The sequence below is a fragment of the Edaphobacter sp. genome, assembly GCF_035532915.1.
In the GTDB taxonomy this organism is placed as follows: Bacteria; Acidobacteriota; Terriglobia; order Terriglobales; family Acidobacteriaceae; genus Edaphobacter.
Map to the genome: position 1 here is coordinate 1 of NZ_DATKQC010000136.1, position 11308 is coordinate 11308.

Annotated in this window: 9 protein-coding genes; 1 reads left to right on the plus strand and 8 read right to left on the minus strand. The window is 58.8% G+C overall.

Annotated features, from left to right (window positions below):
* The 3 genes from VMU57_RS06815 to VMU57_RS06825 all read right to left on the minus strand — a co-directional run.
* On the minus strand, positions 1–1253 hold a 1253-nt coding region (locus tag VMU57_RS06815; RefSeq protein WP_325381882.1), incomplete at its 3' end, for an L-fucose/L-arabinose isomerase family protein.
* A gap of 48 nt (positions 1254–1301) precedes the next feature.
* Positions 1302–2885, minus strand: a complete 1584-nt coding sequence (locus VMU57_RS06820; RefSeq protein WP_325381883.1) for a ribulokinase — start codon at positions 2883–2885, stop codon at positions 1302–1304.
* Between the two features lie 312 nt (positions 2886–3197).
* Positions 3198–4853: an alpha-N-arabinofuranosidase gene (locus tag VMU57_RS06825; protein ID WP_325381884.1), complete on the minus strand. Its 1656-nt coding sequence runs from the start codon at positions 4851–4853 to the stop codon at positions 3198–3200.
* A gap of 317 nt (positions 4854–5170) precedes the next feature.
* Between VMU57_RS06825 and VMU57_RS06830 the strand changes: the two genes are divergently transcribed.
* On the plus strand, positions 5171–6217 hold the full coding sequence (locus tag VMU57_RS06830; protein WP_414648612.1) for a LacI family DNA-binding transcriptional regulator: 1047 nt from the start codon (positions 5171–5173) through the stop codon (positions 6215–6217).
* A gap of 62 nt (positions 6218–6279) precedes the next feature.
* Here the strand turns inward: VMU57_RS06830 and VMU57_RS06835 are convergent, their stop codons facing one another.
* From VMU57_RS06835 to VMU57_RS06855, 5 genes are all read right to left on the minus strand, one after another.
* Positions 6280–6759, minus strand: coding sequence for a ferritin-like domain-containing protein (locus tag VMU57_RS06835; protein WP_325381886.1), 480 nt, complete (start codon positions 6757–6759; stop codon positions 6280–6282).
* Positions 6760–6900: 141 nt separating this feature from the next.
* Positions 6901–7950 (minus strand): alkene reductase, encoded by a 1050-nt coding sequence (locus tag VMU57_RS06840; protein ID WP_325381887.1) that lies wholly within the window; start codon positions 7948–7950, stop codon positions 6901–6903.
* A 284-nt stretch (positions 7951–8234) separates the two neighbouring features.
* On the minus strand, positions 8235–9122 hold the full coding sequence (gene galU, locus VMU57_RS06845) for a UTP--glucose-1-phosphate uridylyltransferase GalU (RefSeq protein WP_325381888.1): 888 nt from the start codon (positions 9120–9122) through the stop codon (positions 8235–8237).
* 140 nt (positions 9123–9262) lie between these two features.
* Positions 9263–11005, minus strand: a complete 1743-nt coding sequence (locus VMU57_RS06850) for a DUF885 domain-containing protein (protein WP_325381889.1) — start codon at positions 11003–11005, stop codon at positions 9263–9265.
* A gap of 65 nt (positions 11006–11070) precedes the next feature.
* Positions 11071–11308: energy transducer TonB (locus VMU57_RS06855; protein ID WP_325381890.1), on the minus strand; the 238-nt coding region annotated here is incomplete at its 5' end.

Consider the following 11308-nt stretch of genomic DNA (forward strand, 5'->3'; position numbering starts at 1 on the left):
CCGCCGAAGGTGTTGAGGGGGTCGTTGGTGAAGTTGCCCTCGCCGACGTAGCCCTTGATGGTGCCCTCGAAGTCGTCGGTGGAGAAGCGCGCAAAGCTCATCGCACCCGCCTTCACCGTGCCGTCGAGCGTGCCGTAGGTGTTCTCCTTGCCGACCGTGCCGGCGATGATCTGCTGGAAATCCATCTTCACGCCCTGATTGAAAAAATGCTTCGGCAGGTTCGAGCAGTGGAAGCAGACTGCCTTGTCCGGGTTGTCGCCGTAGTTGTTGTTCCAGTCGAGCAGCGCCGAGGGAGTCTCGCTCGCCAGCGTCAGCGCGTACATGCTCAGCGTGCCCATGGTGTCGGTCTCGCAGGCGCTGGGCAGCAGGTTCTCGCTCATCATGCTCATCACGGTGCAAGGCACTACGCCGAAGTACTCTTCCATCGAGGTCCAGCACTGCACGGAGCTGACCGTCAGCTCGCTCGCCTTCATCCATCCGTCGATCACCGCGCCCAGCTTCGACATCTTCAGCAGCGCGGCCTCGGGAACGTTGTTGGTCGAGATGTACTTCTTGATGGTGGCAAGTTTTTGCTGCACGGCATCGTCGTTATCTTTGGTGCGCTCGATGCGACCGAAGATCTCGCTGAGGTCGAGGGTCTCGACGGTGATGCCACTCTTCTCGAGCAGCTTCTCCGAGTAGCGGACGGTGTTGAAGGCGGTAGGACGCGCGCCAATCGCGCCGATGCGCAGGTTCTTCATGCCGTCGACGACGCGACAGACCGCGGCGAACCACTCGAGATCGGCCTTGAACTCAGGCGAGTCCGGCGCCTCGGTGTGCAGCCGCGTCAAGGAGTAGGGGATGCCGTACTGGCGCAGGTTGTTCGAGATCGACATCTTGCCGCAGAAGCTGTCGCGGCGAAAGGCGATCGACATCTTGCCGGCGTGGTCGGGCGTGGCCTGGATCAGCACCGGCACCTGCAGATTCGCCAGCCGCAGCGTGTCGGCGAGGCCGCGCTCTTCGCCGAAGTTGGGCAGCGTGATGATGATGCCGTCGATCTCGGCGGCGTGCTTTTTGAACAGCGCGGCGCATTTCTTCGCGTCCTCATAGGTCTCGACCGCGCCGTGCGCCGTCTCCTCGGGCGTCAGCACAATCGGCTTGATCCCCGCCGCCTCCAGCGCCGCTATCATCTCCAAACGCCCGCTCGTCGCCAAATGGCTCGGGAAAAATCCCCGGTTGCCAACAATCACGCCCATCGTCATCTGCTTCGACATACCTGCTCCATGTTTCGTGTTTAGGCTGCTTGCGCCGCCAGGTTGAATTTATTTTGCTGCATGACTCTCGTGCGCGATCTCGCGTAGCTCGCGGAAGGTCTCCAGCATCGTTACGGATGCGGGTGCGCCTTCGCCGAAGTTGAAGTAGTGTGCGCGGTAGTGGCGATAGAGCTTGTCATAAATTGCTACTGCTTCCGGTTCCGGATTATAAGTCCGATATTTCAGGCAGAGTTTGTCCTGGGCCTCTTCGACGGTGGTAAAAATTCCCGCTGCGAGCATGGCGAAGATTCCTGAGCCAAGACTGGTGGGGATGCCGTCGGGAACGACGACAGGCTTGTTGAGCACGTTCGCGTAGATCTGGTTGAGGGTCGCATTGTTCTGCGGAATGCCACCTGCATTGACCACGCGCTCGACAGGGACACCGTGCTCTGCCATGCGCTCAAGGATGATGCGCGTGTGGAAGGCGGTGCCTTCAATGGCCGCAAATAACTCGTCCTGCGCCGTGGTCAGTAGGTTCCAGCCAATGGTGATACCGGCAACATCGGCATTCACGAGGACGGTGCGGTCACCGTTGTCCCACGTAAGGCGCAGCAGCCCGGTCTGTCCGGGGCGATTCTTTTCGATGCCCTGGGCCAGCGACTTCACCGGGGTTCCGGCGCGGCGAGCGATGGCCTCGAAGATATCGCCTGTGGCGGACAGGCCTGCTTCGACGCCTGCATAGGCAGGGTGCACGCTGCCGGGAACGACGCCGCAGACGCCGGGGATGAGGCTGATCTTTGGCTGCATCGCAATGATGCATGTTGAAGTGCCGATGACGTTGACGACGTCGCCGGTGCGACAGCCCGCGCCGATGGCGTCCCAGTGCGCGTCAAACGCGCCGACGGGAATGGGGATGCCTGCACGCAGACCCAACTCTGATGCCCAGTGCTCGGAGAGATGCCCGGCGAGGTGATCGGAGGTAAGATATTCGCCGGAAAGTTTTTCGACCACGCCGTCGAAGAGCGGGTCGAGCTTCGAGAGAAAGGCCTGCGGAGGAAAGCCGCCCCACTTGGGGTTCCAGAGCCACTTGTGGCCCATGGCACAGACGCTGCGCTTGACCTTTTGGGGGTCGGTGATTCCGCAGAGCGTCGCGGCGACCATGTCGCAGTGCTCGAAGGCGCTGGCGAAGTTGGCGCGCTTGTCGGGATTGTTGCGCAGCCAGTGCAGCAGCTTGGCGAAGCCCCACTCGTGCGAGTAGACGCCGCCGCACCACTCGATGGCTTCGATGCCATCGCGATGGCAGGCTTCGGTGATCTCACGGGCCTCGCGCTTGGCGCGGTGATCGCACCAGAGATAGTACTCGTCGAGTGGCTGGAGATTCTTATCAACCGGAATGACGCTGGAGCCGGTGGTGTCGAGAGCGATAGCTTCGACCTTGTCGCCGGGGATGTTGCATTTCGCCAGCACATCGCGCATGGCCTTGGTCAGGCCGCGCATGTGGTCCTGGTGAGACTGCGTCGCATAGTCGGGATCTTCGCGCTTGCGATGCAGCGGATACTCCGCCACCGCGGTTCCGAGCGGCCCGCGCTCGCTGTCGAGCAGCGTGACGCGCACGCTAAGGGTTCCGAAATCTACTCCTGCAACAATTGCCATGTCGTTATTGTCCCCGTTCGCAGATAGGATCTTGCATCGTAAAAGTATGTCGCTTTGAAAGCGTAACGGAGGAACGGGCAATGTTGATAATCAACGTGGGCATAAGGATCAATCCATCAGGTAAGAGAACAGCGTTTGTGAAAGAGACGAGAAAACGTTTACCAACATTAGCAACACTATATTCGCCGCTCTATCCATGTCAATAAAGGTTTCAACGAAGCAGGAGAATTTTGGACGAAACAAAGGCGCTTGTCTCAGCTCCCATCCATCGCAACCTTACGATATGGATGGGAGCTGGAAACGGGTTGCCTTTCAGGCGAGCTGAATCGTAACCCGGGAGACAGAAGCTGGAGGAAGCGTGATGGTCAGCCGGTCTCCCTGAGCCTCGACAGCCAGCTTTTTGAGCTGCACCGCGTTGGGCTGCGCGAAGGTGTTGTGAGCGTGCATGTCGGTGTCCGTCAAGACCGACGCCTCCGCGGATGCAATTGTTGCGGAGCCGCGCAGCACGATCTCGGTGAGCTTCGGATTTTTCAGATCAGAGTTGGTCGCGGTGACGGTAACCGTTTTGCCGCGCATGGAGGCAGAGCCGAGCAGACCGGCAAGCGTGGTTGCCTTGCCCTTGCGCTGGTAGTGAACCTGCGGCGAAGAGAAGTTCACACGCAGCGACTGCGCCCCCTGGTGCGCGGCGTACATGTCGAAGACGTGGAAGACCGGCGTGGTGATGAACTTGTCTTCCTGCGAGAAGAAGAGAGCGTTCAGGCAGTTGACCAGTTGCGCGCACGCCGCCATGCCGACCTTTTCCGCATGGCGGTTGAAGATGTCGAGCGTCATTGCGGTAAGCAGGGCATCGCGAAGTGTTACCTGCTGGCCTAGCATGTGCGTGGGGTCGAGTTGGGTGCCGGGCTTGTACCATGCGCCGTATTCATCGACGACGAGCTTGATGTTACGGCCAGGATCGAACTCTCCCAGAAGTCCCCACTGCGCTCGCACGATCTCTTCCATATACAAGCCCTGAAGAAAAAGCTCATACCATCCTGTCTCGTCGAACTCGAGCGCATCACGCTTGCCCGCAACCCAGTCGGTGGTCTCGCCCATGCTCAGGTTCCAGGTGTAGTAGTGGACGCTCCATCCATGAAGCTCGCGCGGCATATAGTTCTTTCTGCGCAGCGCCTCGAAGAAGCTGTTGGTCCATTCGAGATTGTTATCGTTCGGGCCGGAGCCGATGAACGAGAGTGGCACGCCGTAGTGCGGAACCCATGTCGTGAAACGGCGAAACTCTTCGGCATATTCTTCCGGCTCGAAGTTGCCGCCGCAACCCCAGCTCTCGTTGCCCACGCCCCAGTACTTCACGTCATAAGGAGCGGGCGAGCCATTGGCCGCACGATGCTTCGCGAGCGTAGTCGAGCCCTCGGGCGAGTTGCAATACTCCACCCAACGCGAAAACTCCATCGCTGGCAGGCTGCGCAGGTTGCTGGCAAGATAAGGTTCAGCACCGCTCAGATGGCAGAAGCGCATGAACTCATCGGTGCCAAAGGCGTTGGTTTCGTAGAGCTGCACCGCATTACCTTTAAGTCGTTGCGCGTCGGGATCATCAGCCCAGAAGTTCGTACGGATTGGTCGCTCCTTGCTTGGACCAACGCCATCGCGCCAGTCGTAGCTGTCGGCAAAACAGCCGCCCGGCCAGCGCACCACGGGGACATGGATCTGTTTCATCCGGTCGACGATCTCCTTGCGGATTCCTCCGACGTTAGGAACGGTAGAGTTCTCTCCCACCCAGATGCCGTCATAGATCACGCCGCCGAGGTGCTCGGTGAACTGGCCATAGATCTCGGGCGCGATCGTGCCAACGCTCTCGTCGAGCAGAATCTCGACATGGGAATCGGCGGTGGCGCTCCATGCGGGACGAGCGGTGAAGGCGAACGCTGCTCCGGCGAGCGAGGAAGTCTGCAGAAATCTTCTACGGTCCAAGGAGTTTCTCCTATGCGGCAATTCAGAGGTCACGTCGGTCATCGACACATCCACTGTAGCGGCGGAGCGGATTAACGGCAAACGTTTCCGATCCATATTCGCGGTTCAAAAGGGATGGCTGCGTCGAAGGCCACCTTCCAGGAGTTGTCGCGAAGCTGTGATTGCAGCCGTTCCGCCTCTCGGTATTATCCGCGAAGGCGCATAATCGTTTTAGTTGCGTAGGCTATTCTGTAAACGCATTCCTGATAACCTCTATGGCCAACCTTGGATCGGACACGAAGAAGAAGCGTACGAAGACGACCAAAACCCCAGAACGCATGGACATTCGCACGATAGCGCGTCTTGCCAAAGTCTCCATCGCCACCGTTTCGCGAACCATCAACCGGGTGCCAACGGTGAATCCCAAGATCGCCAAGCGCGTCTGGGAGGTCATCGAAGAGCTTGATTACTTTCCCAACTCGCAGGCGCGAGCACTGGTGTCCGGGCGCAGTTGGATCCTCGGCCTGATCGTCTCCGAGATCACCAACCCATTCTTCCCAGAGCTGATCCAGGGCTTTGAGGACATCGCCGTCGAGCATGGCTACGAGATCCTGGTCAGCTCGACCAACCACGATCCCAAGCGCATGTCGCATTGCATCCGCCGCATGCTGGAGCGCAAGGTGGACGGCGTTGCGGTGATGACGTTCGGCATCGAGGCACCGCTGCTCGATCAGTTGGCCCAGCGCAAGGTGCCTTTGGTATTTGTCGATGTCGGCCCCGATGGCCCCGGCATCAACGTGCTCAAGGTGGACTACCACCACGGTATCCGCCAGGGCGTGCAGCATCTTGCCGCGCTCGGACATCGCAAGATAGCCTTTATCCGCGGGCCAGAGGGGCTGCACTCTGCCCAGTCGCGGCTCGACGCATTTATTGAGTCGTTGCGCGAGTGCGGCATCGCGCCGAACCCGGCATGGATTCTGCCTGGAGACCATACCCTCGAAGGCGGCATGGCGGCCATGCGGCAGCTGCTGACGGCAAAAGACATGCCCACGGCAGTCATGTGTTCGAACGATATGACCGCCATCGGCGTGCTGCACACCATGTATCGTGCCGGTCTGCGCGTGCCCGACGATCTCTCGGTCATCGGCTTCGACAACATTCACATCGCCGAGGTCACGATCCCACCCTTGACTACAGTGCAGATGTCGCGCTTCGATTTGGCAAAGGCGGCGGTGACGGCGCTGCGGGCCTGTGCGGAAGGAACGGAGAAGTCCGAGCAGAAGCACGAGTACAACATTCAGACCGATCTTGTGGTCAGGGAATCGACAGGATTCCCACGAGGAACGATGAAGGACCTTCCCAAAAAGATACGAGCGAAGAAGTAGGCACGAAAAAGCAATGGCGCCGGAAGCGTCCGGTGCCATCGCTGCATGGTGAGATGCAAAGGTTAGTCTGCGATGCCTACATCCGGAACGTCGATGCCAAGCGCTGTGGCCAGGGCGATCTGGTGGTCCTGCTCCTGCAGAAGAATGTCGCGGATGTGTTCGGCGGTGGCGAACTCGCCCAGCTCATCGCACTGCTTCACCCGACGGCGGTACTGGCGAATGGTTTCGTTCTCGTTGTCGAGATCGAAGCGAAGCATATCGGTTGCCTTCTCGGAGGTCTTGACCGGCTTCGGTGTGGCACAGGGCATTCCGCCCAGATAGTCAATCTGGTTGGCGATGGTGATGGCGTGGGCCAACTCTTCGCCGGCGTGGACGGCGAGTTCGGCGGCGATATTCATATACTCCGCGCCCTTCATGACCTGCGAGTAATTGACGTACGCAATGATTGCCTGGTACTCGCGGGCGAGGTCCTCGTTAAGGGCAGCGATGAGCTGTTTACGGGTGACGGAAGTTTTTGCAGTGCTTGCTTTTTCGGTCGGCATCTCTTCTCCGGTACTCCTGTGGCGGTTCTTATCCAGTGAGATGCAGGAAGTTTCGCCGAGGTTTTTAAAATTAGTGAAAAGTGTTCACCGACCTGGCAGGTCAGGCCGCAATGCTCTCCTGCGGCCCGCCTGTTCTCAGGCTTAAAGTGCAGGGTAGTCTATATATCCGTGAGCACCCGGCGCGTAGAAGGTATTGGGCTCAGGCCGGTTCAGTGGCGCTTGTTTGGCAAAACGAGCAGGCAGGTCAGGATTGGCGATAAAGAGTTTGCCGAAGGCGACGGCATCGGCTTTGCCTTCATCGAGCAACTGCTGGCCGGTCTTCTGGTCGATGGCCTCATTCGCCACAAACGTCCCCCCAAAGAGCTGCTTCAACTGCGGGCCTATGCTGTCAGGGCCGACATGCTCGCGTGCGGCGATGAAGGCAATCTTGCGTCGGCCCAGCTCACGCGCCACGTAACTGAAGGTCGCCGTGAGGTTGGAGTCGAAGATGCCATGTGAGTCGCCGCGCGGAGCGAGATGCATCCCGACCCGATTGGGCCCGAAGACAGATATCGCGGCGTCAGCCGCCTCAAGCATCAGGCGGGCCCGATTTTCAATGGGGCCGCCGTACTCGTCGGCGCGTTGGTTGGAACCGTCCTGGAGGAACTGGTCGAGCAGATAGCCGTTGGCTCCATGCAGCTCTACGCCGTCAAACCCGGCGGTCTGGGCGTTCTGCGCGCCGCGGCGAAACGCCTCGACTACCCCCTTGATCTCGCCGATCTCAAGCGCTCGCGGAGTGGGAAAAGGCCGCTGAGGACGAAGCAGGCTGACCGTTCCCGAGGCGGCAATGGCACTCGGCGCGACCGGGAGCTGCCCGTTGAGGAATGCCGGATCGGAGATGCGGCCCACGTGCCAGATCTGCGCGAAGATGCGGCCACCGGCCTTATGGACGGCGGCGGTGACGGGCTTCCATGCCTCGACCTGCTCCTGCGACCAGATGCCGGGAACATTGGCGTAGCCGACGCCCATGGGGTCGACGGGAATGCCCTCCGAGATGATCAGCCCCGCACTGGCGCGCTGGGTGTAGTACTCGACCATGATCTCTGTAGGAATGTGGTCCGGCGTACCGCGCAGTCGCGTGAGCGGCGCCATAAAGATGCGATTAGGGAGTTGCAGGTCGCCCAGTTGAATCGGGTCGAAGAGTGACGGCATTGGTGCTCCTTGGCGTCCTTCGAAGGCACGCAGAAGATTCGATGCCCTGAATGCGGCAACGGTGCGTGGGGCTGAGATGGAGACTGAAGAGAGACATTTCCTCCGTCGCAATGAGATCGCGAAGGAGGAGATGTCATCGCCCTCAAGGAGTCCCGAAGACCCTTGAACCACGTACCGCGACCGGAGCGCAGTGGGGAGAACCCTGTATTTCGCCGTTGCTGTTGCCGTTGCCGGTTGGTGCCGTCCGCGCAAATCGGTGTTAAGCCTTTCGTTTTTAAAAGCTCTCAAACAGGAAACGACTTAAGCCACTCACGAAAAGCCGGCCCAAGGTCCTCGCGCTTAAGCGCCAACTCGACGGTCGCTTTCAGGAAACCCAGCTTGTCGCCGGCATCGTGGCGCTTGCCTTCGTAGCTGAAGCCATAGACCTTTTCGTATTGCAGCAATGCCTTGATAGCGTCCGTAAGTTGCAGTTCGCCGCCCGCGCCGGGAGTAATCCCTTCGATCATCTCGAAGATACGCGGCGTGAGGATATAGCGGCCGATGATGGCGTTCTGCGAGGGAGCCTCTTCCGGCTTGGGCTTCTCGACCATGTTCTTCACTGCAAGCAGGCGAGGGTTCTTCGGATCGGGCGTGCAATCGAGACAGCCGTAGGCGGAGATGGCCGCGCCTTCGACAACCTCGGAGCCGAGGATGCTGCACTGCGTCTCGTTGAACGCTTCGACCATCTGCTTCATGCACGGCGTCGACGCATCGACGATATCGTCAGGCAGCAGAACTGCAAACGGCTCATTGCCGACGATCTCTTTGGCCTGAAGCACCGCATGGCCGAGTCCGAGCGGCTCCGATTGGCGGGTGTAGGTAATTTTTGCAAGCTTCGAAACGCTGCGGGCTACTTCAAGCAACGCGATCTTGTTCTTGGCTTCGAGCGACGCCTCAAGCTCCGGGCTGCGGTCAAAGTGGTCTTCCATAATGCCTTTACCGCGGCTGGTGATGATGATGATCTCGGTGCAGCCGGCGGCTACGGCCTCTTCGACGCCATACTGAATCAGCGGCTTGTCGACGAGGCAGAGCATCTCTTTGGGCATGGCCTTGGTGGCGGGCAAAAAGCGCGTGCCCATGCCTGCGGCTGGAAAAACGGCCTTGCGAATCTTCTGTGGAGTCTTTTGGGTCATGGATTCCTTGGATGCAATTTGATTGTGGAAAATGCTAGCAGGCAGGAGTTACAAAAAGGACAATCCATTAAATACAGTAGAAAAACGAGCGCCGATTTGCACGGTTTATTCAGTGTAAATCGGCGCAAAGCTGCTTTGGCTCAAAGCACCGGCGAATCATCATGCAGCATGGCTTTGCGGATGATCTTGATCGGAGCGAAACCCTGGCGCATGAAGTTGTTGTGAAAGGTCTCGAGATTGAAGGCCGAACCCTCTTTCTTCATCATGTCCGCGCGCAGCTTCATGATCTCGAGTTTGCCCAGCGTGTAGTAAAGATAGGTCGGGTCAGAGGTGCCGCGCTTGGTCTCGACGACACCGACGGCGCGCGACTGGTATCCCTCTTTGACGAAGAAGTCCTCGGCCTGCTCCATCGTCCACTTTCCGCCAGGCTCGCCCTCGCCTGTGTGCAGCTTGATGCTGTTGACGAAGCGGGCATCGCGCAGCAGCGCATCCTGCAACTGGCCGAGGCGGACGAGATGCGACTCGCGAATCTGGGCAGGCGTGGCATCGGGGCCGGGCGCGTCGTAACCCTGGTCGAGCATCATCTGCTCGGTATAGTGGGCCCAGCCTTCGATATTGGTGTTGGCCCCGAGCAGCTTGCGGATCTTGCTCGAGAACTCAGGCATCCAGAGAAACTGAACATAGTGGCCGGGATAGGCTTCGTGAACGCTGGTGCTGATAATCGTGCCCACGTTGAAGCTGGCCATGTGCTCGGCGATGTGCTGCGCCGTCCAGTCTTTCTCCGGCAGCGTTACGTTGAAATAGGCCTTCGCGGAGTGCGTCTCAAATGGCCCCGGAGGGTCCATCGACGCGAAGGTGGTGGCGCGCATAAACGGCGGCGTCTCTTCGAGCGTAGGCTCAACCGTGCTCGGGATGGTGATGATGTGATGCGAGTTGATAAAAGCGATGAGCGAGTCGAAGGTGTTATGGAAGGCCGACAGAAGCTGGTCCGGCGGAGGATGAATCGTTGCCAGCTCGGCGAGCACCTGCTGCGGCGTCTTGGTCGGATCGACCTCCTTTGCCACGCGAGCAAACTCAGCCTGATTCTTATGCAGATCGGCGAAGGCAATCTGTAAAAGTCTATCCAGTGGAGTGTCGACCATCTCGTCATAGGAGAGCTTCTTGCGGAACGTGTCCGCACCCAGGCGAAAGTCGCCGTTGGAACGCGGAAGAAGATCAGTCTTCATCCACGCGCCATAGGACTTCAGCGCTTCAATGACCGCTGCATTGGACTTAGCGAAGTCGGCCTTGGTATCAGGATCGGTGACGCTCGAAAAGGCGCCGGGCACGTCGTTCTGAAAGAAGCTGACCAGCCCGTCGATCTGTTCGAGCGCGATCTCGGTGTAGATGCGCGGCGGATTCTTGAGGTTCTTGCGCGCCTCTACGAGAACCTGCGGAATCAACTTCTCGCGCTCGACGACAGCGTGGAGCCGCGTATCCGCAGGCGCATAGGGCCGCTCCATGATGACGAAGATGGAGTTGGTAACGCCCGAAGAGTAAGTATCGGGATTTTTCTCCCACGGCCGAATGACTTCGAGCGTGAGCAGTTGCGAATGGATATTGTTCAGCAGAATCTCGCGGTCTCCGGCCACGCTTGCATCGAGCGCGCTGGGGTCAATGGCTTCCACCTTCTTCTCGAAGTCGTGAAGAGCTGCAATTTCCTTCTGAATCCCGGCAGAAGAGTAGTCCTCAAGCTGCGTATCGTACTGATGCAGCCCCGCACTCGTGCCCGCAGTAGGAGAGAAATGAAAGTAGACATCGCTGAAGTATTGATCGGAGACGAACTGAAAGGTCTGCGGAGCACCGTCCGCAGAGACATGCTGCGCCGAAGAACGAGTAGGCATAAGCAGAGTGGTTCCGATTACGAGAGTAAAGATGAAGAAGAGTTTGCGCATGTTTCTGGTCCTAACTAACGGTCTTTGAAATTTACTTGGACATTAAGTCTGACTGGAACCTGCTTGCCGTTCTGAGTTGCTGGCTGAAAGCGATATTGTCTAACCGCCGTTATAGCAATTTTATCTAAGTAGGAGCCGCCAGACTTGATGATGTGTACGTCTACGGGAGTGCCATCGGCGGGCACTGTTAGACCGACCAGAACAATACCAGACCTCGGATTGTGATGGAAGAGTCGAGGCTTAAATACAGGT

What these genes read in the sequence shown, in the direction of transcription:
- VMU57_RS06835 (WP_325381886.1), bottom strand. Translation starts at nt 6,759, where the DNA reads ATGCCGACCGAAAAAGCAAGCACTGCAAAAACTTCCGTCACCCGTAAA.
- VMU57_RS06830 (WP_414648612.1), top strand. Translation starts at nt 5,171, where the DNA reads ATGGACATTCGCACGATAGCGCGTCTTGCCAAAGTCTCCATCGCCACC.
- VMU57_RS06840 (WP_325381887.1), bottom strand. Translation starts at nt 7,950, where the DNA reads ATGCCGTCACTCTTCGACCCGATTCAACTGGGCGACCTGCAACTCCCT.
- galU (WP_325381888.1), bottom strand. Translation starts at nt 9,122, where the DNA reads ATGACCCAAAAGACTCCACAGAAGATTCGCAAGGCCGTTTTTCCAGCC.
- VMU57_RS06850 (WP_325381889.1), bottom strand. Translation starts at nt 11,005, where the DNA reads ATGCCTACTCGTTCTTCGGCGCAGCATGTCTCTGCGGACGGTGCTCCG.
- VMU57_RS06820 (WP_325381883.1), bottom strand. Translation starts at nt 2,885, where the DNA reads ATGGCAATTGTTGCAGGAGTAGATTTCGGAACCCTTAGCGTGCGCGTC.